This is a genomic window from Bradyrhizobium sp., from assembly GCF_035273305.1.
In the GTDB taxonomy this organism is placed as follows: domain Bacteria; phylum Pseudomonadota; class Alphaproteobacteria; order Rhizobiales; family Xanthobacteraceae; genus Bradyrhizobium.
Genome location: NZ_DATEPI010000124.1, coordinates 1 through 26,791, shown reverse-complemented (window position 1 = coordinate 26,791; position 26,791 = coordinate 1). Strand labels below are relative to the sequence as shown.

The following is a 26,791-nucleotide window of genomic DNA, read 5'->3' as shown; positions in this document are numbered from 1 at the left end:
TGAGCACTGCGCGCGTGCTCGAAGACGCGCCCTGGCTCAGATCCGGTGCCACCGCCCGTGTGCTTGGGATTTTGAATGGCAACGGCGAGGAAGCGCGCGTGGTCGGTGGCGCGGTGCGCAATGCGCTATTAAAGATTCCGATCGGCGACGTCGACATCGCAACCACTGCGTTGCCGGCGGAAGTGATCCGCCGGGCGAAAGCGGCGGGGATCAAGAGCGTTCCAACCGGAATCGATCATGGCACCGTGACGCTGATCGTCGATGCGCACCCGTTTGAGATCACTACGCTGCGTGAGGATACCGAAACTTTCGGTCGCAAGGCCAAGGTGGCGTTCGGCCGCGACTGGATTGCCGATGCGGAGCGGCGCGATTTTACGATAAACGGCATGTCGGTCGACGCCGCTGGCGTGGTGCACGATCATGTCGGCGGACTTGAGGACATCGGTGCCAAACGTGTCCGCTTCATCGGTGATCCCGACCGGCGCATCGCCGAGGATTATCTGCGTATCCTGCGGTTTTTCCGGATTCACGCCGCGTTCGGCGCGGGCGAGCCCGATCGCGCCGGATATCGCGCCTGCATCCGTGCGCGCGCAGGCCTGGCGCAGCTTTCCGCCGAACGCGTGCGCATGGAAATGCTGAAGCTGATGGTCGCCGAAGGCGCGGTCGCCGCCACTACGGCGATGGCTGACGCCGGTCTGCTGTTGCCGATTTTCGGCGGCATCACCTATATCGGGCCGCTTGCAACGATGGTCTCGGCCGAGCGCTCGCTCGGATTGGAGCCGGACGGCATTCGGCGGTTGGGAGCACTGGCGGTAGCAGTCACGGAAGATGCAAGGCGCGTGTCGATCCGGCTGCGCCTCAGCAACGCCGAAGCCAAGGCGCTCGATTCCATGGGCCATCGCTGGTGGCGGCTCGCCGGGATGGATGAGGCAAAGGCGCGTCGTCGGCTCTATCGGCTGGGCGAGGATCGCTATCGGGATCGGCTGATGTTGGCCTGGGCGCGATCGGGGGATGCTGCCAATTCCCCGCATTGGCGCGAGCTTGCCGCTTTGCCGGAACGCTGGCGAGCGCCGAAATTCCCACTCAAGGCGGCGGATTTCATTGCACGCGGAATCGCCGAGGGTCCGACGCTCGGACAAATATTGGCACTGGCCGAGGACGCCTGGCTCGCAGCGGATTTTCCGCTGGACGAAACGGCGCTGAGCGCAATCGCTGATCAGACTGTTACCCGTTTCAGCCGCGATCACAAGCAGTGAGCATTCTTTCCGGGTTTGCTGATGTCTCGCTCGCTCAACTCTCGCTGGTAGGACTCGTTGCGCTGTTCGCCTCAGTGCTCGGCGGCTTGGCCGGTTATGGCACCGGCGCGTTGATGCCGCTGGTACTGGTGCCGCTGATCGGCGCCGAACCGGTGGTGCCGATCATCGCCATCTCGGCCATCTTCACAAACCTTAGCCGCACCGCCGCCTATCTCGGCTATGCTGACCGGCGGCGCGCGATGATCGTCATTCTGGCCGCGGCCATTACGACCGCTGCCGGCGCTTACGGCTATACAAGACTGAGCAACGCCGGCGCGGCGCTCGTGATCGGCGCTATGCTGATATTGAGCGTGCCGCTGCGTCGAATGGCCAGACGCCGCGATATCAAAATCGGCGATGCGGGCCTTACGCTCGGCGCGGCTGGTTATGGTGTCGTGGTTGGCGGCACATCAGGCTCGGGCGTGATCTTGCTGTCGCTGCTGATGGCGGCGGGACTGGACGGCGCGGCGGTGATTGCAACCGATGCCATGATTTCGGTCGCGACCAGCATCATCAAGATTTCCGTGTTCGGGCTCGCCGGCGTCCTCACCGCGCAGGTTTTTGCCTTTGCACTCCTGATCGGCGCGATCGCGCTGCCCGGCGCCTTCTTAGCGAAAGCGTTTGTCGAGCGAATGCCGGTACACATCCATACCGCGATTCTCGATGTCGCCGTGATCGCAGGCGGCGTGATGATGATCTCGACGGCGCTTCGGCAGCTAGTGTGAACAGCGCCTAGCCATTGCCAGGTAGCAACTCGGCCAGTGAACGGATGATGCGATCGGGTTTGACGCGTGTTCCTTGGGGCAGGCCCTCGCCATGAACGTCCATCCAGATGGCGTAGATGCCGAGCCGCTGCGGCACCTCGACCTCCCATTCCAGATTATCTCCGACCATCCAGGTCTCGGGCGCGGTCACGCCCAACGCCTGCATCGCGTGATGATAAGCACGGTCGTCCGGTTTGCCGAACCCGTGCTCACCCTCGATCTGGATGTGGTCGAAACGGTGTGTCAGTGCAAAGCGCTCGACCTTGGCGCGCTGGATACCGGCCGCGCCATTCGTCACCAGTGCGAGTTTCACGCCGTACGCTTTCAGCGCATCGATCGCATCGTGCGCGCCCGGAAAGACGAACATCTCTTCTTCACGGTAGGCGGTGTAGCGGTCGGCCAACCTGCTTGCGATTTCCAGGGACGGGGCCGTATGACCGGCGGCAGCGAGCGCCGAAAATCCCGCCCTGACCACTTCATGGCGCGCGTCGGCTAGTTTCAGCCGCCACGCCGGCTCCGCCGTCGCCCAGAATTTGCGTCCCGAATCCACGATCGCGACAGCGACCTGCTCGGGAGAAAGCGGCGCAAGATCGACGGCGAATTCTGTCGCGACGGCGTTCCAGGCGATGTCAGGCCGGCCATAGGCCGACAGAATGGTGTCATCGAGGTCGATCAATATCGCGGGCGGCAGTGGCGTCATCGGTTCAGGGCCATTTCACTTCCGGCGGCATCGACGACAGGATTGCGTCCACGTTGCCGCCAGTCTTCAGTCCGAAGATGGTGCCGCGGTCGTACAGCAGGTTGAATTCGACGTAACGTCCGCGCCGGATCAGTTGCTCTTCCCGGTCGGCCGCGGTCCACGGCGCATCGAGATTGCGCCTGACCAGTTCGGGATAGATGCCCAGAAAGGCGCGGCCAACGTCCTGGGTAAACGCAAGATCACGGTCCCAGTTGCCCGAATCGTGCCAGTCGTAAAAAATTCCGCCAATTCCGCGCGCCTCCTTGCGGTGGGGCAGATAGAAATAGTCGTCGCACCATTTCTTGTATTTCGGGTAGCTCGCGACTTCCGCATGCGCATCGCAGGCGGCTTGCATCGCCGCATGGAACGCAACCGAGTCGGGATCATCCTGTGACCGTCGACGCTCCAGCACCGGGGTCAGATCCGCGCCGCCGCCGAACCAAGCCTTGCTGGTGACGACAAACCGCGTGTTCATATGCACCGCCGGTATGTTCGGATTGCGCATGTGCGCGATCAGCGAAATGCCGGAAGCCCAGAAGGCAGGATCCTCCTCGGCGCCGGGAATCTGCGCGCGGAACTCGGGGCCGAATTCACCGTGCACGGTCGAGCAATGCACGCCGACTTTCTCGAACAGCCGTCCGCGCATCACCGACATCATGCCGCCGCCGCCGGGTTGGCCGGTGTGGTCGGTGCGGTCCCAGGCGGTGCGCTCGAACCGTGCCGAGTGGCCGGGGTAGAGCGAGGGGGGCGCATCCTGTTCGAGTTTCTCGAACGCCGTGCAGATGTCGTCGCGCAAACGCTCGAACCAAGAGCGCGCGCGGACCTTGCGATCTTCGATCACGGCCATATCCATTTGCGTTGCCATCCGCTCGATGTCTCGCGCCTGCACCAGGCTTTATGATTCGTGGAGAACACTAGTGGTCCGATTCTAGCATTCGCTTCCTATCTGCGGAGCCACCTTTGCGAACGTTAGAATCAAAGGACCACTAGCAAACTATTGACGCTAGTGGAGCTTTGGATTTGACGTTCGCATAAGGAAATCGCGGCCTGGGTAGCGAACGTCAAGTCCGCTCCACTAGCCCTGCGGGCCGTAATAGGTGCAGCTTTCATTGCAGCTGTCGCGATGAATGCTGACGCGTGCGATCGGGCCCGCGTGCTGGACCCGCTCCCATACGAACCGTGAAAGGTTCTCAAGCGTCGGTGGCCCGAGCGCCTCGACTTTGTTGAGAAGCTTGTGATCGAGCATTTTCTGGACATCTTCGATGCTGCGCTGGAGCACCCCGAGATCCAGCACCATGCCGGTCGCTGGATCGGGCGTGCCGCGCAACGTGACCTCCGCGCGGAATGAATGGCCGTGGATCTCTTCGCTTGCGGCACCGAGCGTCGTTCCCATCAGCGCATGGGCTGCCTCGAACCGGAACGATTTCGTCAATTCCCACATCTTGAGAGCTCGTTTCTACCTGATGCCAAGGGTCTTATGGGTCTGCAGGCTCAGCCGCCATTGCGGATGGCGCAGACAATATTCGATGGCGCGCGCGGTGTTCTCGACCACGTCCGGCCCGTCCATCGGCTGAAGGGAGAAGCGCTCAAAGGCGAGATCGACAAACGCCTCCGGTGCGGCGTCGGCTTGCGGGTAAACCAGCTTCAGCTCATTGCCCCGCCGCACCACCAGCTCGGCACCGGCTTTCGGGCTTACGCAAATCCAGTCCATGCCTTCGGGTGGATCGATCGTTCCGTTGGTCTCGACACCAATCTCGAACCCGCGCGCATGCAACGCCTGCACGAGCGGCGCGTCCACCTGCAGCAACGGCTCGCCTCCCGTCAATACCGTGTAGCGGTTTCCGGCCGCCCCGGTCCACTGTCCGGCGATGGTATCCGCCAGCGCGTCGGCTGAATCATAGCGGCCGCCCAGCGTGCCATCGGTTCCGACAAAATCGGTATCGCAGAATTGACAGGTCGCGGAGGCGCGATCCTGCTCACGGCCACTCCACAAATTACAGCCGGAGAACCGGCAAAACACCGCCGCCCGGCCGGCATGCGCGCCTTCGCCCTGCAAGGTCAGAAATATTTCCTTGACCGCATAGCTCAAGACGCAGCCTCCTTGGTCTTGGAACCGAGTTGGCGCGATGCTTCACCCAATGCCATCGCCGCCGCCATCGCGACATTCAGCGAGCGAAGGTTCGGCATGATCGGGATCACCAGCCGCGCATCGGCGGCGCTCGCGACCTCGTCAGGTACGCCGGCGGACTCGCGCCCGAATAGCAGTATATCTGCCCGGCCATAGCGGTAATCCAGATAGGAACTCGTCCCTTTGGTCGTGAACAGGATCAGCCGATAACCGCCGTTGTTGCGCCATCGTTCGAATTCCGGCCAGGAGTCGTGACGCATGATGGTCACCTGGTCGAGATAGTCCATCCCGGCGCGACGGAAGTGTCGATCGGAAACGGGAAAACCCGCGGGCTCGATAATGTGAGCGGTCACATCGAGGCAGGCGCAGAGCCGGAGAATCGTCCCCGTGTTCTGTGGAATGTCGGGCTGGAAAAGCGCTAGCTGCATCGCGTCAGGGTCGTCCCGGTCCTTGATGAATTATTTTAATGAATCATCGCGCTGTGCGGATTTAGTGCATTGCACGGTGACCAGCCGATAGCGGGCTTGCGCTCTTCCGGCAAGGGTGCCAATAGAACGATTCTGGACGGCTTGTTTCGCCGGATTGGCGAGAAAAAGCGGTCTTTCTGCCGCCGCGTAGGCGCGGGCGCCGGCAGCCTCCCCTGGTCGTATAGGCGTTGTCCTGGGGCGGTTCCACCGGCTGCAGCTGAGAAAGGGTTTGGAATCGTGACGACAGCGTCTTCGGCGGATCATCCATCACGCCGTGATTTCCTCTTTGTAGCAACGGGGGCTGCCGCCGCGGTCGGTGGAATTGCCACGCTCTGGCCGTTTGTTTCCCAAATGAACCCGGACGCCTCGACGATCGCTGCCGGCGCGCCGATCGAAGTCGACCTCACGCCTATTGCCGAAGGACAGGACATCAAAGTGTTCTGGCGCGGCAAGCCGATTTATATCAGCCACCGCACCAAAAAGCAGATCGATGAAGCGCGCAGTGTTGCCGTTTCAAGTCTTCCCGATCCGCAGACCGATCAGGCCCGCGTCAAGGAAGGCCATGACCAGTGGCTGGTCGTGATCGGCATTTGCACCCATCTCGGCTGCATTCCGATCGCCCATGAGGGCAATTACGACGGCTTCTTCTGTCCCTGCCATGGCTCGCAATACGACTCCTCCGGTCGTATTCGCCAAGGACCCGCGCCCGCCAATCTGGCGGTGCCTCCCTATCAGTTCGTTTCCGATAACAAAATCCAGATTGGCTGAGGCTCGGATCTGATTCCGACTGCCTCACGCCTGTCGCGTCGCCTTACTTCCTTCCTCAGGATCGCATCATGAGCGGACCATCAGACTACCAGCCGACCAGTCCAACCCTGAAATGGATTGAACGGCGTCTGCCGATTATGGGTCTCATGCACTCCTCGTTCGTGGCTTATCCGACGCCGCGCAACCTGAACTACTGGTGGACGTTCGGCGCCATCCTTTCGATGATGCTGGGGCTGCAAATCGTGACCGGTGTCGTGCTGGCGATGCACTATACGCCGAATGCCGACATGGCATTCAGGTCGGTCGAGAGCATTGTACGGGACGTGAATTTCGGATGGCTGCTGCGCAACATGCACGCTGCCGGCGCCTCGATGTTCTTCTTCGCCGTCTACGTCCACATGTTCCGCGGTCTTTATTACGGGTCATACAAGGAGCCCCGTGAAATCCTCTGGATCCTCGGCGTCATTATCTATCTGCTGATGATGGCGACGGGCTTCATGGGTTACGTCCTGCCCTGGGGACAGATGAGCTTCTGGGGCGCCACCGTGATCACCAATCTGTTCTCCGCCATTCCGTATTTCGGTGAGAGCATTGTGACGCTGCTATGGGGCGGCTACTCCGTCGGCAACCCGACGCTGACCCGCTTCTTCTCGCTGCACTACTTGCTGCCGTTCGTGATTGCCGGGGTGGTGGTGCTGCACGTCTGGGCGCTGCATGTCGCCGGGCAGAACAATCCGGCAGGTGTCGAGCCCAAGAGCGAAAAAGACACCGTGCCGTTCACGCCTTACGCCACGATCAAGGACATGTTCGGCGTTTCCTGTTTCATGCTGTTCTTCGCATGGTTCATCTTCTACATGCCGAACTATCTAGGGGATGCCGACAACTACATTCCAGCCAATCCCGGCGTGACGCCGCCGCATATCGTACCGGAATGGTATTACCTGCCGTTCTACGCAATCCTGCGCAGCATTCCGAACAAGCTCGCGGGCGTGACCGCGATGTTCTCAGCAATTCTCGTGCTGGCGTTCCTGCCATGGCTGGATACGGCGAGAACCAAATCATCCAAATATCGTCCGCTGGCGAAACAGTTCTTCTGGATGTTCGTGATCGTGTGCGTGCTGCTCGGCTATCTCGGCGCCCAGCCGCCGGAAGGCATTTATGTGATCGTCGGCCGTATCCTGACCTTCTGCTATTTCGCATACTTCCTGATCCTGCTGCCGGTGTTGAGCCGGATCGAAACGCCGCGGCCGATCCCGAATTCGATCGCCGATGACGTGCTGGCAAAAACCGGAAGCAAGGCCGCGCCGATGGTATCCACGGTGATCGCGCTCGCGGTGGCGAGCGCTCTGTTCGTCGGAACTGCGCAGAACGCCCGCGCTGCGGAGGAAACGCCGCCATCGCAAACATGGTCGTTCGCGGGCCCTTTTGGAAAATATGATCGCGGAGCGTTGCAGCGCGGTTTGAAGGTTTACAAGGAAGTCTGCTCCGCCTGCCACTCGCTGTCGTATATTGCGTTCCGCAATCTCGCCGATCCCGGAGGTCCGGGTTACACGCCGGCGCAGGCGGCGGCGTTTGCGGCCGAATACAAGATCAAGGACGGCCCGAACGACCAGGGTGAAATGTTCGATCGCCCGGGACGTCCGGCGGATTACTTCCCCTCGCCATTCCCCAACGAACAGGCCGCGCGCGCGGCCAATGGTGGCGCCGCGCCGCCGGACCTCTCGCTCGTCGCCAAGGCACGTTCTTACGAGCGCGGCTTCCCGAGATTCGTGTTCGACTTCTTCACCCAATTCCAGGAGCAGGGCCCGAACTACATCGATGCCCTACTGCAGGGGTTTGAGGACAAGCCGCCGGCCGGGATCACCATCCCGCCCGGCTCGTACTACAATAAGTATTTCCCTGGTCATGCGATCAAGATGCCGAAGCCGCTCAGCGACGGTCAGGTCACGTTCGATGACGGCTCGCCGGCCACGGTGCCGCAATATGCCCACGACGTTGCCACCTTCCTGATGTGGGCCGCAGAACCTCACTTGGAGGCGCGCAAGCGGTTGGGTCTGCAGGTGTTCGTGTTCCTGATCATCATGACGGGGTTGCTGTGGTTCACCAAACGGAAGGTCTGGGCGAGCGCGCACTGATCTCCTCACGCACTGACCTCCTCATCTGAATTTTGAAAGAGCCCCCGCGGGGGCTTTTTTGTTGTCGCAGGGTTGGTGCATCCGGCGATTGCGTTGTGGGCGCAGGACGGACAAAATGCGCTCAACCGGCTCAACCCAAAAATGTCATGGAGGCAACCATGGGCACCAGCATTTCCTTCAAGCGTCCTGACGGCAAGGACGCCAGCGGGTATCTCGCCAACGCCGAGCGCGGCAATGCACCGGGCGTGGTTGTGATCCAGGAATGGTGGGGGCTTTCGGAGCAGATCAAGGGCTTATGCGACCGCTTCGCGCTGGCCGGATTCGATGCGCTCGCGCCCGATCTCTATAACGGCAAGATCGTGCCGTATCACGACACTGATGCCGCGGGTAAAGAGATGAACTCGCTCGACTTCATGGATGCCACGACGCAGACCGTGCGCGGTGCGGCGCAGTATCTCGCCAAGAACGGCGCCAAGGTGGGGCTGACCGGCTTCTGCCTCGGCGGCGCCGTCACCATTATTGGCGCAACCAAAATTCCGGAGCTCGCGGCCGGCGTGGTCTTTTACGGCATTCCACCGGAGCAGGCGGCAAAGCCTGCCGATGTGAAGATCCCGCTGCAGGCGCATTTTGCCACCAAGGACGATTGGTGCACGCCGGAGTTGGTCGGCAATTTCGAAAAAGCGATGAAGGCTGCCGGCAAGTCGCTCGAGCTGTTTCGGTACGATGCGGAACATGCATTCGTCAACGAACAGCGTCAATCTGTGCACGACCGCAAGGCCGCTGAGCTCGCCTGGGACAGGGCGATCGACTTCTTCAAAAAGCATTTGGGATGATGATACGGGCCAGCTCGCGTCCGGCGGCTCTGCAAAACGAGCTCAAGCGATCAGGTCATACGCTGCAGCGCTAGCTCGTCGCGTATCATGCCCAGCGGCTAGGTTTACTTTGAAAATCGTCGGGCATGATCTTCGCTGAAGATTTCAGGCGTTGGTCGGCGACGTAACCTCGCTGTCCTACGAGAGGCAAGTTCCCGAAGCCAGCTTGTAATTTCCGTTCATGACCAGCCCAAACGGGAAGCTGCCGCGCGCATCCGGCATTTCGTGCGGCAGACGTGAGCCACACCCGCTCATGTTCCCGCAGCCCCCTGCAACAGCCATTGCGCGCCTCCCGTATCGTGGCTGAATCCTGCGAAATTCGTCGTCTTTCAATACCAAAACATAAGTCCGGCAGGGCCAGATCATCAGTCGCATCACGGCGATACCTGCTTGACGGCTCGGCCTCGCCATGGTGTTTATCCGCCCATGAGCACCGTCGTCCGCAAAGCCCTGTGGTGGCGCACCTCCTAAAGAGGTGGCCGGTGCGATTTTGTTTTTTCCCCGATCGTCAGAGGCCGTCATCGCAGTGCGACGGCCTTTTCGTTTGTCCTGTGTGGCGTTGCCTCGGCAAGTTTCGTAAGAGGATCACATGAACAGGACAGTTTTTTCACTGCCGGCCCGCAGCGAATATCGAACCAGCGGCGGGCTTTCCGTGACGCGGCTGGTGGAGCAGTTCTCGGGCGGCGCCAGCAGGCTCGACGACTTGATTGAGCTGCTCGATCAACGGCCCGGCGTCGTGCTTTCATCTGGTACTACGGTGCCCGGCCGTTATGAGAGCTTCGATCTCGGCTTTTCCGATCCGCCTTTGCGACTGCAAACCAAGGCATCCCAGTTCTGGCTCGACGCGCTGAACGCGCGCGGTGAAGTGCTGATCGCGTTTCTCGAACAAGCCTTGTGGTCGCCTTGCGTGGTGATCACGGAAAAGAACGCGCGCCAGCTCGCAGGCCATATCGTGCGCGGCCCGGCGCCGGTGGACGAAGACCAGCGCACCCGCCGTGCCAGCGTGATGTCGCTGGTGCGCGATCTAGTGGCGGCGTTCGGCTCCAATGAAGACCCGTTGCTCGGCTTGTTTGGCGCCTTCGCCTATGACCTGGTGTTCCAGATCGAGGATCTCGCGCAAAAGCGCGAGCGCGAGAGCGATCAGCGCGACATGGTGCTGTACGTGCCGGATCGACTATTGGCCTATGATCGCGCGACGGGACGCGGCGTCATCTTGAGCTACGACTTTGCCTGGAACGGGAAATCGTGTGAGGGTTTGCCGCGTCAGACTGCGGAAAGCGTCTACGCCAGAACGCCTCGGCAGGGATTTTCCGATCACGCGCCCGGTGAATATCAAGCCACGGTCGAGACCGCACGGGCAGCATTCGCGCGCGGCGATCTGTTCGAGGCGGTGCCCGGACAATTGTTTGCCGAGCCCTGTGAGCGTTCGCCGGCGGAAGTGTTCCAGCGGCTGTGCCGGATCAATCCATCCCCCTATGGCGCGCTAATGAACCTCGGCGAGGGTGAGTTCCTGGTATCGGCATCACCGGAGATGTTCGTTCGCTCCGACGGCAGAAGGGTAGAGACCTGCCCGATTTCCGGCACTATCGCACGCGGGGTGGACGCGATCGGCGATGCCGAGCAGATTCGTCAATTGCTCAATTCCCAAAAGGACGAGTTCGAACTCAACATGTGCACTGACGTCGATCGCAACGACAAGGCGCGCGTCTGCGTTCCCGGAACGATCAAAGTTCTCGCTCGTCGGCAGATTGAGACCTATTCGAAACTGTTTCACACCGTCGACCATGTCGAGGGCATGCTGCGGCCGGGTTTCGATTCGCTCGATGCGTTTCTCACCCACGCCTGGGCGGTGACGGTGACCGGAGCGCCGAAGTTATGGGCGATGCAGTTCGTCGAGGACCACGAGCGTTCGTCCCGGCGGTGGTATGCCGGGGCGATTGGGGCCGTGAATTTCGACGGCAGCATCAACACCGGGCTGACGATCCGTACGATCCGGATGAAGGACGGCCTCGCAGAAGTGCGTGTCGGCGCCACATGCCTGTTCGATTCCGATCCCGCCGCCGAGGATCGCGAATGCCAGGTCAAGGCGGCGGCATTGTTTCAGGCGCTGCGCGGCGATCCGCCGAAGCCCCTTTCGACGTTTGCACCGGATGCGACAGGCTCCGGCAAGCAGGTGCTGCTCATCGATCACGATGACAGCTTCGTCCACATGCTGGCGGATTATTTCCGGCAGGTCGGAGCCGACGTGACGGTGGTGAGACACGTGCATGCGCTGGAAATGCTGAAAAAGGACTGGGATCTGCTGGTATTGTCGCCAGGTCCCGGCCGCCCGAAGGACTTCGGCATGTCAAAAACCATCGATGCTGCGATCCGCAAGAACCTGCCGGTATTCGGTGTCTGTCTCGGCGTGCAGGCGATTGGAGAATATTTCGGCGGCAAACTCGGCCAACTCGGACACCCGGCGCATGGCCGGCCATCGCCAGTTCGGATCAGGGGAGGGCGGCTGATGCAAAACCTTCCCGATGAAATCGTGATCGGCCGCTACCATTCGCTTTACGTCGAGGGTGACAGCATGCCCAACGTGCTCGCGGTCACCGCGAGTACCGAAGATGGCGTGGCGATGGCAATCGAACACAAGAGCCTGCCCGTCGCGGGGGTGCAGTTTCACCCGGAGTCGCTGATGTCGCTCGGCGGTGAGGTCGGGTTGCGAATTGTGGAGAACGCGTTCCGGCTGGGAGTGCCCGCAAATGCAGAACAGGCAGTTTCAAGGACTGACCACGACGAAGGTGACCCGACCGCTGCTCGCCCGGCTAGCCGCGCAAAATGAAATGAGCACCAATGACCTTTGATCATGATTTGAAGGCCTCGGTCCGCACCATTCCGGACTACCCGAAACCCGGGATACTTTTTCGGGATATCACAACGCTGCTGGGTGACGCCCGCGCGTTCCGCCGCGCGGTGGACGAGTTGGTCCACCCCTGGGCGGGCAGCAAGATCGATAAAGTTGCCGGGATCGAGGCGCGTGGGTTCATTCTGGGTGGCGCGGTGGCGCATCAAGCCTCGGCTGGTTTCGTGCCGATCCGGAAACGCGGCAAGCTCCCGCATACTACCGTCCGCATCGCCTACTCGCTGGAATACGGTCTCGATGAAATGGAAATGCACGCCGACGCCATTCACCCCGGCGAGCGCGTGATTTTGGTCGATGACCTGATCGCCACCGGCGGCACCGCCGAGGGCGCGATCAAGCTGCTGCGCCAGATCGGAGCTAATGTGGTCGCCGCCTGCTTCATTATCGATTTGCCGGATCTCGGAGGCGCTGCAAAATTGCGGGCGATGGACGTGCCTGTCCGAACGCTGATGACATTCGACGGCCATTGAGACGCATTGAGTGAGGAGGCGTTACGAGCCCTGCAAGATCAAACTGAGCTCGAGCTCGCGAAAGCTGACGAAGTTGGTCCGGATCCACTGGTGAAGCTCGGTCGATGAATCCTTTTCATTGCGCAGATAGTCGGTAAACGAGAAGGTCAGCCGGTCGACGTAGGTCTTCAGGAACATGGGCAAGGCGGCAATGCGCAGCAGCCGGCCCTGAGTCATTCGTTCGGCCAACTCGCCGCGAACGACGTATTCATTATCCACCACGACCAGGGCCGTTGGCGGAATCTGCTCCTTCAGCCTGGCATGAGCCTGCGTCGAAACCCGATCGTTATCGCCGAGGAAGATGACGACCGGCGAGACGCTACGCCGCGCCGCCTCCTTCACAAATCCGATCTCCTCCACCATCTGGAAGAACTCGTCGAACGCGTGGAAGCCGAGGTCGATGACCTTCGCCACGCCGTCGTTGAGGATCACGCGATCCATCAGCGCTATCTTGCCGAACGTATCGGCGATTTCGGCGGTCTCGGTGATCCGGGGCAGATAATCGAGAAGTGAGGGTTCTTTCAGATTGATGTCGAACGCGGTCACGTCACCGTTTTTCAGCAGCAGGAACTCGCTTAGTTGTCGCGCCACCAGCGTCTTCCCGACCAGCGGCCGGGGCGAGCAAACGATGAAGACGGGCGTGGTGGGCATCACGCGTTCTATCAGGCGAAATGAGCGCCTAATCCAGCCAATTAAATTGGATTATGCAACTATTTTTCGCCGCTTCGCCCGACTGGCTTGGTGCCGACCAGATCAGTCAGCTTGATGCGGTCGAACTCGGTCCAGACATTGCTCAGCCAGTGGCGGACGTAGCCGCGCAGCACGAACGAATAGTTTGCCGCCTCATCGGTTGCGCCTTTGTTGGCGACGAATTTCAGGAACGGAACCGAGGCGACTTCGACTTGCTCATAGGCCATCTCGTTGAGCTTCGGGATCGTGAGTTCGGTCGCATCCTTGATCCGATGAAAATAGGAATTGTACGTCGCCTGGTCCCATTCGAAGAAGCTTGTGTTGTTGATGAAGTTCTTCACCAGGAAATATTTCGCACCTTGCATGAAGTTCGCGGTCTCGGCGATTTCGTCCAGTGACGCGATCGACGGTCCGAGTATATGGAACACGGCAAAGGTGATTTGCCCGGATTTGGCCGCGTCAAGGAAGCCGATATCGCGCAATGCGACGAGCGAGGGCGACAGCAGGCCCGCGCGCACGTCGATCACGGTGACCGAAGGGCTTGCTGCGTTGAGCGTATCGAAAATCTTCATTTGGTCCGGCGTCGTCGTAATATCGACGATCTCGGTCAGCGCGGGATGAAACCGCTTTAACGTGCCACGCGGGAATTCCGTATCGAAGGCTCGGGTCGGCACATTATTGGCGCTGAAATAGTCAAGCAGCGTCCGCGAGACGGTGGTCTTGCCGACCCCGCCCTTGTCGGCGCCCACCACGATCACAACTGGCTTGGCCATGAACTTCCTTACCCGCCCATTTTTGTCTGAAGCACGATGCTAGAACAAGCCGATCGGTTTGTTCTGGAGCAATCGGTATCCTTTACGGATCATGCCGTCGAATCCCCCTGACAGCGCTCGTTCCCGGCTTGCGGCTCGGCACCCTGTCCCGGGGCGAACATGCCAGAAAGATCGCGGAATTCAAATCATTAGACGGCTGTGAGCGTCAACTCCGCCGATTTCGTGGGAATGCGGGCAAAACGCTGATTGTCTTGCCGCATCCGCTAGTGAGGACCCCACGGGCCCTCGGAATCACCCCACGGCCGGGCTACGTCATTTTGCGAGCTGCCTTTAGCGCTTCTAGCGTCGCTCCAGGGGCCCCACGGTCCTTGGATGTGCCCGTCCGCCGTGTCGGACGTGGGCTCCTGCTGCTCGCCGCTATCATAGGGCAACGGCAACGGGCCTGGATCGTGCCCGCCTGCGTATTTGACCAAGGCGCGTACCCGGGCGTCGACCGAAGGGTGAGTCGCAAACAGGTCCGCAAAACCCTCGCGCGGGTTGTCGACGCACAATTCCATCACGGCCGAGGTCGCGCCAGGTAGCTCGCCACGGTTTTCGATCTTGCGCAGAGCCGAGATCATGGCATCGGGGTCTTTGGTCAGTTCAACCGATCCGGCATCGGCGAGCAGTTCGCGCGAGCGTGATAGCGCCAGCCGGACCAGTTGCGACAATAGCCAGGCCAGCGCAATCAGCGCGATTGCGACGATCATGACGATGACCGCACCGCCGCCCGAACCTTTCCGGTCGTTGTCCGAAGAAGACGACGGCGAAGAGGAGGACCACGACCCGCCGCCAAATCGCCAGTTAAAGTTGAAAAAGCTCCGGAAGAAAAGTTCGGCGAAGAAGCCCACCACGCCAGCAATGATCACCGCGATCACCATCATCTGCACGTCGCCGTTGCGGATGTGGGTGAGCTCGTGGCCCAGGACCGCCTCGATCTCCTGATCGTTGAGGTATTTCAACAACCCTGATGTCACGGTGACGGCATATTGCCGCCGATTGAGCCCGGTTGCGAATGCGTTGAGCGCTTCACTTTCCATCACCTTCAGTTTCGGCATCGGGATGCCGCGCGAGATACAGAGGTTTTCGAGCAGGTTATACAACCGGGGCTGCTGCTGCCGCGTAACGTCTTCGCCGCCGGTGACGGCATCGACGATCGATTGATGGAAAAAATAGGCGATCGCGATCCACAGCAACGCCGCCCCGGTCGCATATGGAAACGCCGCGATCAGGTCGCGCGCCGCTGCCACCAGGTAGTCGTTAGTGGATTCGCCGGCGTCGATCACGACTTGCGCGATCAGGGCGCCGGCATAGACCATGACGTAGACCAGAAGGAAAAGTCCGGCGAGCAGGAGAACCGAACGAAATTTGTTCGATGCGATATGCGTGTAAAGACCATAAGCGGCCATGATGCGCTACCCCGCCGGGTCGACTTTCAAATCAGAACTTCACCTGCGGCGCCGTTTCGACTTCGGTCCTGCTGGCGCCGAGATCAAAGAAATCCTTGCGGGTAAAGCCGAGCATGCCGGCGAACAAAGCGGTCGGCATCTGCTGGATACCGGTGTTGTATTCCTGGACCGCGTTGTTGAAGAAGCGACGGCTGGCGGCGATCTTGTTTTCCAGGTCGGCCAATTCGCTCGCCAGTTGCTGGAAGTTGGCGTTGGCCTTGAGGTCGGGATAAGCCTCCGACAACGCGATCAGCCTGCCAAGCGCGCCGGTCAACTGGTTTTCGGCGGCTGCGACCTGTCCGGGTCCCTGCGCGGATATCGCGGCATTGCGCGCTTTTACCACCTCGTCTAGCGTGCCGCGCTCATGCGCCGCGTAGCCCTTTACGGTCTCGACCAGGTTCGGGATCAGGTCATGACGTTGCTTCAGTTGGACGTCGATATCGGCAAAGGCCTGTCCTACGCGCTGATTGAGCGTAACCAGCCGGTTGTATGCAGCGAAGGCGAAGAGAACGAGAATGACGAGAATGCCAACAATGATCCATCCTGATGACATGATCAGTAGCTCCTGATGAGAACGACCGCGGCACAGCCTAGTGGTCTGATTCTAACATTCGCATCGCGTTTCAGCGAGCGTCTTTGCGAATGTTAGAATCAAGGACCACTAGCAAATACAAACTTCGTAGTGGAGTTTTGGATTTGACATTCGCTTCGTGCGCTCGCGGCCAGGTGAGTAGCGAATATACTCCACTAGATGAAACCTTGGCTCGCGTCAGCGGCCCCGATATGGGGACCACCGAGGCGGATCGCTATGGCATTTGACGAGTTTGGCGGTTGCGCCGGGCATCCACGCCTACAGCTTAACGGCTGGCTTATCTTCCGACGACGTCAGCGCGTCGCCCCATCGCCAGTGTCTCGCGCGGGCATACTCGGCCTTGGCACGGCGAGGCACTTTTGCAATGGCAAGACCTTCGGCCGTGCAGAGCTTGGCGGTCACTTCTACCTTGGTGAACTCCGGCTGCCGAAGCACGCGCGCCGGGTGAACCGTTGCCGGCTCGCGCGTCAGCGCCAGGTAAATGAACTTCTCATCCTCGAAGGGGCGCTCTGCTGCCTTGACCTGTTTATGAGCGCGTGAACGCGGCAGGCGTTGCGTGAAATGGCACCAGTCAGGAGCGGTCAGCGGGCACTTGCGGTCGTGCGGGCAAGGGGCTGCGACGTGAGCGCCGGCTGCAATCAATTGGGCCCGCACATCAATGATCCGCGCGTAGCCGGCGGGCGTGCCGGGCTCCACGATCAGTAGGGTATTGCGGGTTTGGGCCCAGAGCGCCTCAGCCAGCGCGGTTCGTTCGGCCTCGCTGATTTCGGCGATCACATAGCTTGCCACCACGAGATCGCTCGGCTCTGCACCAGCTAGAGCCGCGCCGGCTTCGCCATGCCGATATTCGAGCTCGCGAAAGCGCGTGCTATTACCGATCAGATCGAGCGCCAGCGCGCGCAGCGCGCTGTTGGAGTCGATCAACGTAAATCGCTGCAAGGATGGAAACGCCTCCGCCGCAGCCCAAGTTGCCGTGCCGGGTCCGGCGCCGACATCGAGCAAACTGGTCGGAGCGAACTGCGGCGTAATTTCACGCAGCGCATTCAGGCTTGCAATCACCGCAGCATAGGTCGCGGGCATGCGCGCCAGCGCATAAGCGAGCGCGTCGCGCTCAGACCGGATCGCGACGGAGCCGCCGCCATTGCGGTAGGTGCTTGAGATCAGCGCGGCCCGGGAGGCGGTCTCAGCGCGCGACAGGCCCTCGAGTCTGGCTTCGAGCGCGGCCTTGAGTTCGATCGGAAGATCCGGAGCGGTCATATCGGTTCTTCCCGCTCCGTTGAGGAGAGGGAAAGGGAAAGTTTTTGCTAGGCGACGTTCTGATCGAGGATCTTTACCGCGTCCTCGAGGTCGACCGATACCAGTTGCGAGACGCCCCGTTCGGCCATGGTGACGCCGAACAGGCGATTCATCCGCGCCATCGTGATCGGATTGTGGGTGATGATGATAAAGCGCGTCTCGGTGGTCGCCGTCATCTCGTGAAGCAACGTGCAGAACCGCTCCACATTGTGGTCGTCGAGCGGGGCGTCGACTTCGTCCAGCACGCAAATCGGCGATGGATTGGTGAGGAACACCGCGAAAATCAGCGCCAGTGCGGTCAGCGCCTGCTCTCCGCCTGACAACAGCGATAGGGTCTGCGGCTTCTTGCCTGGCGGCTTGGCAATGATCTCAAGTCCGGCCTCAAGTGGATCGTCGCTTTCGATCAGATGCAAAGCGGCCTCGCCGCCGCCGAACAGCTCGACGAACAGCCTTTTGAAATGACCGTTGACGGTTTCGAACGACGTCAACAGACGCTCGCGGGCCTCGCGGTTGAGGCTTTGGATGCCCTGACGCAAGCGCTTGATGGCTTCCACCAGATCGTCGCGCTCGGTGGTGAGAGAGGTGTGCTGGGCTTCGACCTCGCGCAGCTCTTCCTCCGCGCGAAGATTGACTGCGCCCAATCGTTCGCGGTCGCGACGCAGCTTTTCGAGGTTCTCCTCGATCTCGGCGAGCGGCGGCAATTCCGCGCCCGGTTCAAGTTCCGCAAGCCCGGCCACGGCTTGCGGTGCGACTTCCAGCATGTCGTGGATTTCGCGCTCGATGTCGGCGAGGCGGCGTTTGGCGCTATCCATGCGCTCTTCAGCGCGAGCGCAGGCCTCGCGCGCGGCGGACAGGGCTTCCAGCGAAATCTTGGCGGCGCGGTCGGTCTCCGCCATGACATTTTCAGCGGCGGCAAGCGCATCCGCCGCGACGCGGCGATTGTTTTCGGCCATTTCGATTTGATCAATCAGGGCCCGGCGCTTTTCCGCAAACAACGCCGGCGCGTTGTCCAGCTCGGCGCGCTCGGCTTTGACCTCGGTAATGCGGGCTTCGATGGTTTCGATCTGAGAAACGGCGCTTTGCCGGCGGCTTTGCCATTCGTTGCGCTCGGCTGTGATTGCCTGCAGCCGGCGGTCGGCCAGTTCCGCCTCGCGCGCCAGCGCCTGGGCTTCGCCGCGCACCTGCGCCGCGAGCTGGCGATGGCCGTCGATGTCGAGTCGAACCGCAGCGAGTCTCGATTCGGCGTCGAGGCTCGGCGGCAATTCAGTCAATGCCGCCGCGGCAGCTTCACACGCGCTCTGTGCCTCCGCACGATCGGCATTCAGCCGGCTGCGTGCCTCTGCCAACGCCGACCTGCGCGCAGCATGACGATTGATCTCGCGTTCGGTCGCGGCGTGACTTTCGCGGGCGGTATCGGCATCGCGCCGCGCGGCGCGCAACGCCTCGCGTGCGGCGGTTTCGGCGGCTGAAGCGGCCTGCAACTCGGCCTCCGCCGCCTCGAGGGCATTGCGCTTGGCGGCCGCATCGAGCCGGGCCTGCTCAAGCTCGCCTTCAATCTGGACTAGGCGCGCCCGCTCGGCCAGCCGTCGCGCTGCTCCGGTCGGGGCGTGCGCGGCCGCGACAAACCCGTCCCAGCGCCAGACGTCGCCTTCCAACGACACCAGCCGCTGGCCCGTCTTCAACTTTGAGACCAACTCCGCGCCGCGCTCGCGCGCGACAACGCCGATCTGTCCCAGTCGCCGCGCCAACTCGATCGGCGCATCGACATGGGCTGCGAGTGATTCGATGCCCTCCGGCAGCGACGGGTCTCCCTCGGTCACCCCGGCATTGGTCCAGCGCATCGGCGCTGAAGGGTCGACCGGCGCGTCGAGATCGTCGCCGAGCGCGGCACCGAGCGCCTTCTCATAGCCCTTGCCGACGCTGATGCCGTCAATAATCGGCGGCCATAGATTCTTGGTCTCGCGGTTGACGAGCTTCGAGATGGTGCGCGCCTCGGTCTCGAGCCGCTGCACCCGTTTCTCTGTTTCGGCAAGCGGCACGCGGGCGGCTTCGAGCTTCTCGCGCGCAGCAACGTGCCCCGCTTCCCTGGCCTGGGCCGCGGCTTCGGAGTGCGCCAAAGCGTGCTGCGCTGTGTTCATGGCGGCAGCCAGCGATGCAAGGTCTCCCAGCCCGCTGGTTTCCTGCGTCAGATTATGCTCTTCGCGATCGACCGTGGCGACTTCCTGGTCTAGCCGCTCCAGCCGCTCGCGGTGCGTGCGCACATTGCCCTCAAGCTGATTGCGCTTGGCGGTGAGGTCGGCGAGGGCAGTGGTCAGTTCGGCAAATAATCCTTCAGCGGCGGAGAGCGTCGCTTCGGCTTCCGCAACGCGTTCATCGACGCCACTGCGGGTTTCGACGCGCGTCCTGATCTCTTCTTTTAGCTCGGTGTCCTCGGCGTCGAGCCGTTGAAGCGCCACCTCGGCATCGGAGTTCTGCTGCTGTTCGCGCGCGATATCGGCCGAAAACTGCTCGAGACGGCGATCGAGCTCGGCCACGCGTTCCCTGGCGCGCTCTTCCTCCCGATCGAGCATTTCGCGCGCATTGGTGAGCCGCTGCAAGCCCGCCGCGGCGCGGGCCTCGGCCTCGCGCAAGGCCGGAAGCTCGGAGGCGCGCACTGCCTGGACACGGGCGGCCTCAGCCTGTTCGCGGGTGCGTTCCGCCATCTGGCGCACACTAACGTCGTGGGTAGTTGCGGTTTCGGACACCCCCGTATTGGCTTCGCACCAGCGCAGGTGAAAGAGCAGCGCCTCGGCTTTGCGGACCTTGGCGGCGACCTCACGATACCGGATCGCCTGACGCGCCTGCTTTTTCAGGCCGTCCATTTGTCCCGCCAACTGCCCGATCACGTCCTCGACTCGGGTTAAATTGGTTTCGGCGGCCTTGAGGCGCAATTCGGCCTCGTGTCGGCGGGCATGAAGTCCGGCAACACCGGCGGCGTCTTCCAGAACGCGGCGCCGCTGTTCCGGCTTTGCCTGAATGATCTCGCCGATCTTGCCCTGATGGACCAACGCGGGTGACCGCGCGCCCGTCGCGGCATCGGCGAACAGGATCTGCACGTCCCGGGCGCGGACGTCCCGGCCGTTAATGCGATAGACCGAGCCTGACTCGCGCTCGATGCGGCGGGAGATTTCAAGGATCTCCTGATCGTTGACGGCCGCCGGGGCCGAGCGATCGGAATTGTCGATCGTCATCACCACTTCGGCGTGATTTCGCGACGGGCGGTTCCCTGAACCCGCGAAGATGACCGCGTCCATGTCGGCGGCGCGCAGCGATTTGTGCGAGGTCTCGCCCATCGCCCAGCGCAGCGCCTCGACCAGGTTCGATTTGCCGCAGCCGTTCGGGCCAACAACCCCGGTAAGGCCCGGTTCGATCACAAAGTCAGTGGGTTCAACGAACGACTTGAAACCGTGCAGGCGCAGGCGGGTGAGTTTCATTGACACGATTCTCTGTTGGCGGGGCGCGAATCTCCCTGCCGGGACAATACCATAGATGGCAATATTAGTGTGTGGGCGAGTGGCTTTTCGCGGCTCTCATGGCCGGGACAATGGTCAGAACCGAGCCGCAAGGGCAACCGCGGCCAGCGGCTTTTCCCAAGACTTTTGCGGGGCTTAAGGGGTGCCGAAAGTCAGCACCTGCCGGAGTGAAAATCAGCTCTTCAGCAGCGATTTGATCTTCTTGTCGAATTCCGCAAACGAGGTCTCGCCCTTTATCTTCTCGCCATTGATGAAAAACGTCGGCGTCGAGTCGACCTTCAGCACTTCGCTGGCATATTTCTGGTCGGCGGCGATCTTGTCGAGCAAGGCCTGGTCCTTGAGGCAGTCCTCCACCCCCTTCTGGCTGAGGCCGGCCTGTTTGCCGATTCTGGTCAGGGTCTCGGTGGTGTTCTTGGTCACCCAATCGTTCTGCTGTTTGAACAGCATATCGATGACGGCGAAAAATTTGGCGGCATCGCCTTGGGCGATGCAGCGCGCCAGCATCGAGCCGGCCGCGGCTTTGATGTCGAGCGGGAATTCGCGGAACACGTAACGAATTTTGCCGGTGTCGATATATGTCGACTTTATCTTCGGAAACACGTTTTCGTTGAATGCTGCGCAGTGCGGGCAGGTCATCGACGCGAATTCCGTGATCGTGACTGGTGCGTTAGCCGGACCGAGCGCCATGTCGGGCAGGGATACCGGCTTGGCGACATCGGATGCGCTCTGGCCCAAGGCCTCGGTGATGAACCGCAGCGGCGACAGACCGGCAAGAGCAGCAAGCCCTGTCAGTGACAGGGCGGTGTTGAAGGCGCGGCGCGTGAGGATCAACGGTTTACTCCCGGATTGGCGCGTGCACGCCCAAAAGACCTAACGAACAGGTGTGTTCGCTAGCTGGAAATAGCAAATGTAGCAATGGCAGGCCGCTGTTCCCCGATCGTGCCGCTGGCTCAATTTCGCTTGATTGATGCCCCAAGTCGCGCCAAGGCCGACCGCAATTGCTCGTCCTCGACCGAAGACAGCGTCTCCGCGACTTCCGCGACCGCCTTTGGGTCCGGACCGGCAGAGGCCGCGGGGCGATTTCGCCGAGAGAGCGGCGCCTGCCGTAGCGCCAGCCGTCCGACCGCGCTCCAGCCGAAAAACCGGTTGACCCGCTCAAGGATCACGTCCGAGGTGTGCTGGATTTCCAGCGCCATCGGACCTTCGACCCGCAGCACCAGCGTCGCCGGTTCTTGTGGCTGCCCTTCCACTGGCCGGGGCCACTGAATTTTCATCGGCTCGGAATGGGCGGCGACTTCCGGGCCTGCAATTTCCGACCACCGCGTCACCAGCTCCCGCGCGGCGAAGCCTTGCTTGGCGTAGGCATCCGAAAACACGTCGCTGAGCAGGACAGAAAGCGGCTTGGCCGAGATTGAGCGGGGTTTGGGCATGGGGTCTTATATCATGCTGCGGTTTGAGCGACCGTTAGATCATCACCTTCGGACTTGGGCCGACAGGGCCGCGTCTTTGCCTGGCCGAAGAAAGGCGTGGATGCCCGCGCTAGGCGCCGGGATGCCATGGAGAGAGAAGCGTCCGGCCATTAGACTGGTTTCATGAACCCCTCGGTGAACGCCAAGCCAACGCGACACGACGTTGCGGATGAGACATCAAGCCGGCCCGCGCTGCTGCTCGACTGGTATGATCGCCATCGCCGCCGTTTGCCGTGGCGTCCGCTGCCGGGCCACTCCGCCGAACCATACCGCGTGTGGCTATCGGAAATCATGCTGCAGCAGACCGGCGTCAAGACGGTCGGTCCGTATTTCGAAAAATTCGTCGCGCGTTGGCCCGATGTCGCTTCCCTGGCCAGTGCCTCACTTGATGACGTGCTGCGGATGTGGGCGGGGCTCGGCTATTACTCGCGAGCGCGCAATCTCCACGCCTGCGCGGTCGCGGTGGTTCGAGAGCATGGCAGCGTATTTCCGAACACGGAAGAAGGTTTGCGGTCGCTGCCCGGCGTCGGTCCCTACACCGCCGCCGCCATTGCAGCGATCGCGTTCGGCCGCCGCACAATGCCCGTTGACGGCAATATCGAGCGCGTGATCTCGCGCCTGTTCGCGGTCGAACAACCGCTGCCACAATCCAAGCCGCTTATTCGCCAGTTCGCCACCACGCTATTGGAAGAGGAGCAGGTTGGCGACGAGAGGCCTCGCGCGGGCGATGAGAAGTCTCGCGCGGGCCACGTGAACTCACGCGCCGGGGATAGCGCGCAGGCGCTGATGGATTTGGGAGCCTCGATCTGTACCCCAAGGAAACCGGCCTGCGCACTGTGCCCGCTAAACGATGATTGCGTGAGCCGGGCGCGCGGTAATCAAGAGACGTTCCCGCGCAAGACGCCGAAGAAAGCCGGGGAGCTGCGCCGAGGTGCGGCCTTTGTGGTCACGCGCGGCAACGAAATGCTGGTCCGGACCCGAGCACCAAAGGGCCTGCTCGGCGGCATGGTCGAGGTACCAAACTCCTCCTGGCTTGCCGCTCAGGATGATACGTCAGCCTTGCAGCAGGCGCCCGAGCTGAACGGTGTCGCACGCTGGCGCCGCAAAACCGGTGTCGTGACGCACGTCTTCACGCACTTTCCGCTCGAGCTTGTGGTTTACACCGCAAGGGTTTCTGCTGGCGCACGAGCGCCTCGGGGAATGCGCTGGGCGCCGATTTCAACGCTCGCCGATGAAGCGTTGCCGAACCTGATGCGCAAGGTCATCGCGCATGGGCTCGGCTAGTAGGTTTGTGACGCCCGGCACCGCGAAAGACGCGCACGTCGGTCAACCGGCCGTCTTGGGCCGTTCCAAAGCCCGACCGGTTTGCAGCATCAGGTTTCGCAGCCAGATCGAGCCGGGGTCCATCTGGGCGCGGGTCGGGTAAAACATGAACTGCTGGTCCACGCCGGGGTCGAGTGGCGGACTGACGGCTACCAGCGACAATTGCTTAGACAGCGCGCCGATCAGCCGGCGCGGCACGAAGGCGACGAGATCGGTGCGCGCGGCGACGTGCAGCGCCTCGATATATCCCGGTACGACCAGGGCGATGCGCCGCTCGATCCTCCTTGCATGAAGCCAAGTATCAATCAGATCCTCGCTCTGGCCGCGGATGATGACAGCAACATGCCGCGCCTTGAGGAAGTCGGCGCGGTCCTTCAATTTGGTCCCGACCGGGTGACCCCGCCGCACCGCGAGCGCGTCGCGGTCGGTGTAAAGGAGCTGGCGATGAAATCCCTTGAATGCATCCCCGATTGAAACCACCAGATCGATGGTGCGCGCGAATTCGGCGGTGAAGATCGCCGGGCCCCGCCAGGGCACCACATCAACCCGGACGTTTGGCGCCAGCCTGGCAACCTTCTCCATCAACGGCGGCATCAGCAGCTCGACAGCGAGATCGGGCATCATCAGCCTGAAATGTCGTTCGCTTCTCAGCGCGTCAAAAACGTCAGGAGAAAAAAGGCCGCGCAGCTGATCGAGCGCCTGAGCCAACGGACCGCGCAGTCCCTGCGCCCGCGGAGTCAATTCCATGCGCGCGCCGACGCGAACCAGAAGGGGGTCACGCAGCATTTCGCGGAGCCTCTGGAGGGCGTGGCTGGTGGCTGGTTGCGAGAGGCCGATCCGCATGGCGGCGCGGCTCACATTGGCTTCCAGCAGCAGCGCATCGAGCGCCACCAGCAGATTGAGGTCAATCGAATTCAAATTCATGGAGTGAATATATATCATATTCACTATCGATTGGAAGAATGACGCCTTTGCATGCCATGCTGGGAGACCCAATCAATCGGAGATGCTTCCCATGAGCGCAGCAGAGAACAAAAAGCTGGTGCAACAAGTCTACGCGGACGCCGCGACACGCAGTGGCACAACATTCCGGGACAATCTCGCGGAGGACGCGAGCTGGATCGTGACCGGCCAGTATTCTTGGTCGCATGAATTCAAGGGACGTGCGGCGATCCTGGATGGCTTAATGGGCCATTTCCGCTCGCTATTCGATGCTCGGCCGCGGACCGTCGGGTACAACTTCATCGCTGATGCAGACTATGTCGCGGTCGAGGCGCGCGGCGACAACGTCACCAAGGCCGGCCTGCGCTACGACAATCAATATTGCATGGTATTCCGGGTCGAGAACGGCAAGATCAAAGAGATCAAGGAGTATTGCGATTCAACGTTGGTAGAACGCGTGCTCGGGCCATTTCCCGAGCAGCGAAAGCTTGCGCCGGTCTGAGCGTCATTGTTGCCTTTTCGCCGTGCGCCGGCGCAAATGCCAAGCGGCGCTTCCTAAAAAAATTATTCCGGGCTCACGCGTCGGCGCGTGCCCGGAACGCCCGTCTTGGCGAGCTCTCGCCGCCTTGCTTTCAGGCGCTGGTTTCACGCCGCCTTGGTTTTAAGATGGCGGAACATGATGTTCCTCGCATCTTCATCCATTACGGTTTTGAACGTGAACTTGTCCTTTAGCGCAACGGCGCGCACCGCCGCCGGCCGCGCGGAGACTTCGTCGAGCAGCCGTTTGACATTGGGATACTTCGTAAACACGTCATCGCCGAGCACGAATGGCGCCATGCGCGCCCAGCCCCAGAACGCCATGTCGACGATCGTGTAAGTATCGGCTGTCATGTAGCGATTGTTGGCGAGATGGTCGTTGAGGATGCCGTAGTGACGATGCGCCTCGAACTGATAACGGTTGTGCGCATATTCCAGGTCTTTTGGCGCGAAGTGCTTGAAGTGTACGGCTTGGCCTGAATATGGGCCGAGGCCGGTCGCGATGAACATCAGCCACGACAGTAGCTGCGCGCGGTTGGTGGGCGAACTGGGCGGCAGGAATTTGCCGGTCTTTTCGGCGAGATAAAGCAGGATGGCATTGCTGTCGAATACGAACACGCCGTTGTCGTCGATCGCCGGCACCTTGCCGTTCGGATTCAGTTTTAGGAATTCCGGTTTGAACTGGTCGCCCTTGCGTGTATCCACCGGCACCGGCTCGAACTGCAGACCGGATTCCTCCAGAAACAGCGCCACCTTGTTAGGGTTCGGCGCGCCGTTAAAGTAAAACTTGAGCATGATTTCTCCCTTTGCAGATCGCATCTCGACGCGGCGACCATGCCGCGAATGAGTGTCCTTGCTCAAATTTTCCAAACTGCGCAACCGAAGAGTTTGTGAAAGGGTTGTGCCGTGCCTGGGCTGTCGCTTCGTTCGTTGCGGATTGGGGGCTTCGTCGCGATTTCCGATGTCATAAAAGGAATGAGGAGTACGGCCTAAACGATGCGACCCGCAGCGATTTCGGATCGCATCCCATCGATCGGCCTTCAGCGCTGGTCGATAACTCGTACCGCCTGCCCGGCAGGCAAATCAGGCAATTCGGCGGTCCAGCCCTGCTTGCGAAAATATATCCGTTCCCATTTTCCCCAAATCAAATCCACAACCCGAGCCGTCCTGCTCCAGACGAGGGGCGTTGCGCAACGTCACGAACGCGGGGTGGGATGCGATGGACGCTGATGTGCTGCGGACGAACAGCGCGTGAGGCGGACGGCGAAGTCGTGTGGGTTCTGACGCCTCGACGCTGGCGTGAAGCTTACGGAAGTGTTTCCGCAGGCGACGGTGACAAGAAAGCCCGATCACCGGGAAGAGCACGAAGGAAACCGTTAACACCATTGCGCGGGGAATGCCGGGTGTATCCGGCGTGACCGTGGTGACTTACTCGTATGCTTTTTTATTTTGCATGCGAGGCTGCGGGCGCATCGAGCGCCCGGCATTCCCTGCGCCCTCTGATGTTTCGGGTGCGCTTGAGGCCAAACGAAACTCGCGCGGATCACGCGGCGAGATCGCGAAGGTGTGGGTTGTCTGGCTGTTT

At 61.3% G+C, this 26,791-nt stretch carries 24 protein-coding genes and 1 pseudogene; 10 read left to right on the top strand and 15 right to left on the bottom strand.

Going from position 1 to position 26,791, the window contains the following annotated elements:
- Window positions 1-14: 14 nt before the first annotated feature.
- Both VJV58_RS08690 and VJV58_RS08685 read left to right on the top strand, forming a co-directional pair.
- Window positions 15-1,256 (top strand): CCA tRNA nucleotidyltransferase, encoded by a 1,242-nt coding sequence (locus VJV58_RS08690; RefSeq protein ID WP_324136934.1) that lies wholly within the window; start codon window positions 15-17, stop codon window positions 1,254-1,256.
- The gene (locus VJV58_RS08685) at window positions 1,253-2,020 is read left to right on the top strand and encodes a sulfite exporter TauE/SafE family protein (RefSeq protein ID WP_324136933.1); all 768 of its coding nucleotides are present in this window, start codon (window positions 1,253-1,255) and stop codon (window positions 2,018-2,020) included. The genes VJV58_RS08690 and VJV58_RS08685 overlap by 4 nt, the downstream gene beginning before the upstream one ends.
- Before the next feature lie 7 nt (window positions 2,021-2,027).
- Here the strand turns inward: VJV58_RS08685 and VJV58_RS08680 are convergent, their stop codons facing one another.
- From VJV58_RS08680 to VJV58_RS08660, 5 genes are all read right to left on the bottom strand, one after another.
- On the bottom strand, window positions 2,028-2,759 hold the full coding sequence (locus VJV58_RS08680) for an HAD family hydrolase (protein ID WP_324136932.1): 732 nt from the start codon (window positions 2,757-2,759) through the stop codon (window positions 2,028-2,030).
- Between the two features lie 4 nt (window positions 2,760-2,763).
- Window positions 2,764-3,663: an oxygen-dependent coproporphyrinogen oxidase gene (gene hemF / locus VJV58_RS08675; RefSeq protein WP_324136931.1), complete on the bottom strand. Its 900-nt coding sequence runs from the start codon at window positions 3,661-3,663 to the stop codon at window positions 2,764-2,766.
- 210 nt (window positions 3,664-3,873) lie between these two features.
- Window positions 3,874-4,239: a 6-carboxytetrahydropterin synthase gene (locus tag VJV58_RS08670; RefSeq protein ID WP_324136930.1), complete on the bottom strand. Its 366-nt coding sequence runs from the start codon at window positions 4,237-4,239 to the stop codon at window positions 3,874-3,876.
- A 15-nt stretch (window positions 4,240-4,254) separates the two neighbouring features.
- Window positions 4,255-4,887 carry a 7-carboxy-7-deazaguanine synthase gene (gene queE, locus VJV58_RS08665; RefSeq protein WP_324136929.1) on the bottom strand — a complete coding sequence of 211 codons (633 nt, stop codon included), beginning with the start codon at window positions 4,885-4,887 and terminating at the stop codon, window positions 4,255-4,257.
- Window positions 4,884-5,354 carry a tRNA (cytidine(34)-2'-O)-methyltransferase gene (locus tag VJV58_RS08660; protein WP_324136928.1) on the bottom strand — a complete coding sequence of 157 codons (471 nt, stop codon included), beginning with the start codon at window positions 5,352-5,354 and terminating at the stop codon, window positions 4,884-4,886. Before VJV58_RS08660 ends, queE begins: the two co-directional genes overlap by 4 nt.
- Before the next feature lie 276 nt (window positions 5,355-5,630).
- Between VJV58_RS08660 and petA the strand changes: the two genes are divergently transcribed.
- The 5 genes and pseudogenes from petA (at window position 5,631) to VJV58_RS08635 (ending at window position 12,546) form a co-directional block, all read left to right on the top strand.
- Window positions 5,631-6,161 carry a ubiquinol-cytochrome c reductase iron-sulfur subunit gene (gene petA / locus VJV58_RS08655; RefSeq protein ID WP_324136927.1) on the top strand — a complete coding sequence of 177 codons (531 nt, stop codon included), beginning with the start codon at window positions 5,631-5,633 and terminating at the stop codon, window positions 6,159-6,161.
- A 68-nt stretch (window positions 6,162-6,229) separates the two neighbouring features.
- Window positions 6,230-8,296, top strand: coding sequence for a cytochrome c1 (locus VJV58_RS08650; protein WP_324136926.1), 2,067 nt, complete (start codon window positions 6,230-6,232; stop codon window positions 8,294-8,296).
- A 158-nt stretch (window positions 8,297-8,454) separates the two neighbouring features.
- Window positions 8,455-9,129, top strand: a complete 675-nt coding sequence (locus tag VJV58_RS08645) for a dienelactone hydrolase family protein (protein ID WP_324136925.1) — start codon at window positions 8,455-8,457, stop codon at window positions 9,127-9,129.
- Window positions 9,130-9,757: 628 nt separating this feature from the next.
- Window positions 9,758-11,917: pseudogene (locus VJV58_RS08640) on the top strand (anthranilate synthase component I); the annotation flags it as partial.
- An 89-nt stretch (window positions 11,918-12,006) separates the two neighbouring features.
- Window positions 12,007-12,546: an adenine phosphoribosyltransferase gene (locus VJV58_RS08635; RefSeq protein WP_324136924.1), complete on the top strand. Its 540-nt coding sequence runs from the start codon at window positions 12,007-12,009 to the stop codon at window positions 12,544-12,546.
- A gap of 21 nt (window positions 12,547-12,567) precedes the next feature.
- Here the strand turns inward: VJV58_RS08635 and VJV58_RS08630 are convergent, their stop codons facing one another.
- From VJV58_RS08630 to VJV58_RS08595, 8 genes are all read right to left on the bottom strand, one after another.
- Window positions 12,568-13,236: a hypothetical protein gene (locus VJV58_RS08630; protein ID WP_324136923.1), complete on the bottom strand. Its 669-nt coding sequence runs from the start codon at window positions 13,234-13,236 to the stop codon at window positions 12,568-12,570.
- Window positions 13,237-13,295: 59 nt separating this feature from the next.
- On the bottom strand, window positions 13,296-14,048 hold the full coding sequence (locus VJV58_RS08625) for a hypothetical protein (RefSeq protein ID WP_324136922.1): 753 nt from the start codon (window positions 14,046-14,048) through the stop codon (window positions 13,296-13,298).
- Between the two features lie 263 nt (window positions 14,049-14,311).
- Window positions 14,312-15,496 carry a M48 family metallopeptidase gene (locus tag VJV58_RS08620; RefSeq protein WP_324136921.1) on the bottom strand — a complete coding sequence of 395 codons (1,185 nt, stop codon included), beginning with the start codon at window positions 15,494-15,496 and terminating at the stop codon, window positions 14,312-14,314.
- Window positions 15,497-15,527: 31 nt separating this feature from the next.
- Window positions 15,528-16,088 carry a LemA family protein gene (locus VJV58_RS08615; protein ID WP_324136920.1) on the bottom strand — a complete coding sequence of 187 codons (561 nt, stop codon included), beginning with the start codon at window positions 16,086-16,088 and terminating at the stop codon, window positions 15,528-15,530.
- 297 nt (window positions 16,089-16,385) lie between these two features.
- Entirely contained in the window at window positions 16,386-17,384 is a 999-nt protein-coding gene (locus VJV58_RS08610; protein ID WP_324136919.1) for a small ribosomal subunit Rsm22 family protein, read from the bottom strand.
- Window positions 17,385-17,431: 47 nt separating this feature from the next.
- Window positions 17,432-20,896 carry a chromosome segregation protein SMC gene (smc, locus tag VJV58_RS08605; protein WP_324136918.1) on the bottom strand — a complete coding sequence of 1,155 codons (3,465 nt, stop codon included), beginning with the start codon at window positions 20,894-20,896 and terminating at the stop codon, window positions 17,432-17,434.
- A 213-nt stretch (window positions 20,897-21,109) separates the two neighbouring features.
- Window positions 21,110-21,766: a DsbA family protein gene (locus tag VJV58_RS08600; protein ID WP_324136917.1), complete on the bottom strand. Its 657-nt coding sequence runs from the start codon at window positions 21,764-21,766 to the stop codon at window positions 21,110-21,112.
- 119 nt (window positions 21,767-21,885) lie between these two features.
- Complete coding sequence (locus tag VJV58_RS08595; RefSeq protein ID WP_324136916.1) at window positions 21,886-22,365, bottom strand: DUF721 domain-containing protein; 480 nt, start codon at window positions 22,363-22,365, stop codon at window positions 21,886-21,888.
- A 162-nt stretch (window positions 22,366-22,527) separates the two neighbouring features.
- On the opposite strand from VJV58_RS08595, the gene VJV58_RS08590 reads away from it, so the two are divergent.
- Window positions 22,528-23,688 (top strand): A/G-specific adenine glycosylase, encoded by a 1,161-nt coding sequence (locus VJV58_RS08590; protein ID WP_324136915.1) that lies wholly within the window; start codon window positions 22,528-22,530, stop codon window positions 23,686-23,688.
- Window positions 23,689-23,730: 42 nt separating this feature from the next.
- On the opposite strand, the gene VJV58_RS08585 is transcribed toward VJV58_RS08590, so the two are convergent.
- On the bottom strand, window positions 23,731-24,651 hold the full coding sequence (locus VJV58_RS08585; RefSeq protein ID WP_324136914.1) for a LysR family transcriptional regulator: 921 nt from the start codon (window positions 24,649-24,651) through the stop codon (window positions 23,731-23,733).
- A gap of 91 nt (window positions 24,652-24,742) precedes the next feature.
- Between VJV58_RS08585 and VJV58_RS08580 the strand changes: the two genes are divergently transcribed.
- Complete coding sequence (locus tag VJV58_RS08580) at window positions 24,743-25,171, top strand: nuclear transport factor 2 family protein (RefSeq protein ID WP_324136913.1); 429 nt, start codon at window positions 24,743-24,745, stop codon at window positions 25,169-25,171.
- A 143-nt stretch (window positions 25,172-25,314) separates the two neighbouring features.
- On the opposite strand, the gene VJV58_RS08575 is transcribed toward VJV58_RS08580, so the two are convergent.
- On the bottom strand, window positions 25,315-26,001 hold the full coding sequence (locus VJV58_RS08575) for a glutathione S-transferase family protein (protein WP_324136912.1): 687 nt from the start codon (window positions 25,999-26,001) through the stop codon (window positions 25,315-25,317).
- Window positions 26,002-26,602: 601 nt separating this feature from the next.
- On the opposite strand from VJV58_RS08575, the gene VJV58_RS08570 reads away from it, so the two are divergent.
- Window positions 26,603-26,791, top strand: a 189-nt coding sequence (locus tag VJV58_RS08570; RefSeq protein ID WP_324136911.1) for a hypothetical protein, incomplete at its 3' end; no start/stop codon positions are given.

Excerpts from the sequence above, each read along its gene's own strand:
- VJV58_RS08670 (WP_324136930.1), bottom strand. The coding sequence starts at position 4,239 with ATGTGGGAATTGACGAAATCGTTCCGGTTCGAGGCAGCCCATGCGCTG.
- hemF (WP_324136931.1), bottom strand. The coding sequence starts at position 3,663 with ATGGCAACGCAAATGGATATGGCCGTGATCGAAGATCGCAAGGTCCGC.
- VJV58_RS08660 (WP_324136928.1), bottom strand. The coding sequence starts at position 5,354 with ATGCAGCTAGCGCTTTTCCAGCCCGACATTCCACAGAACACGGGGACG.
- VJV58_RS08630 (WP_324136923.1), bottom strand. The coding sequence starts at position 13,236 with ATGCCCACCACGCCCGTCTTCATCGTTTGCTCGCCCCGGCCGCTGGTC.
- VJV58_RS08590 (WP_324136915.1), top strand. The coding sequence starts at position 22,528 with ATGAACCCCTCGGTGAACGCCAAGCCAACGCGACACGACGTTGCGGAT.
- VJV58_RS08650 (WP_324136926.1), top strand. The coding sequence starts at position 6,230 with ATGAGCGGACCATCAGACTACCAGCCGACCAGTCCAACCCTGAAATGG.
- VJV58_RS08610 (WP_324136919.1), bottom strand. The coding sequence starts at position 17,384 with ATGACCGCTCCGGATCTTCCGATCGAACTCAAGGCCGCGCTCGAAGCC.
- VJV58_RS08595 (WP_324136916.1), bottom strand. The coding sequence starts at position 22,365 with ATGCCCAAACCCCGCTCAATCTCGGCCAAGCCGCTTTCTGTCCTGCTC.
- VJV58_RS08645 (WP_324136925.1), top strand. The coding sequence starts at position 8,455 with ATGGGCACCAGCATTTCCTTCAAGCGTCCTGACGGCAAGGACGCCAGC.
- smc (WP_324136918.1), bottom strand. The coding sequence starts at position 20,896 with ATGAAACTCACCCGCCTGCGCCTGCACGGTTTCAAGTCGTTCGTTGAA.
- VJV58_RS08635 (WP_324136924.1), top strand. The coding sequence starts at position 12,007 with ATGACCTTTGATCATGATTTGAAGGCCTCGGTCCGCACCATTCCGGAC.
- VJV58_RS08615 (WP_324136920.1), bottom strand. The coding sequence starts at position 16,088 with ATGTCATCAGGATGGATCATTGTTGGCATTCTCGTCATTCTCGTTCTC.
- VJV58_RS08575 (WP_324136912.1), bottom strand. The coding sequence starts at position 26,001 with ATGCTCAAGTTTTACTTTAACGGCGCGCCGAACCCTAACAAGGTGGCG.
- VJV58_RS08620 (WP_324136921.1), bottom strand. The coding sequence starts at position 15,496 with ATGGCCGCTTATGGTCTTTACACGCATATCGCATCGAACAAATTTCGT.
- VJV58_RS08625 (WP_324136922.1), bottom strand. The coding sequence starts at position 14,048 with ATGGCCAAGCCAGTTGTGATCGTGGTGGGCGCCGACAAGGGCGGGGTC.
- VJV58_RS08580 (WP_324136913.1), top strand. The coding sequence starts at position 24,743 with ATGAGCGCAGCAGAGAACAAAAAGCTGGTGCAACAAGTCTACGCGGAC.
- VJV58_RS08585 (WP_324136914.1), bottom strand. The coding sequence starts at position 24,651 with ATGAATTTGAATTCGATTGACCTCAATCTGCTGGTGGCGCTCGATGCG.
- VJV58_RS08680 (WP_324136932.1), bottom strand. The coding sequence starts at position 2,759 with ATGACGCCACTGCCGCCCGCGATATTGATCGACCTCGATGACACCATT.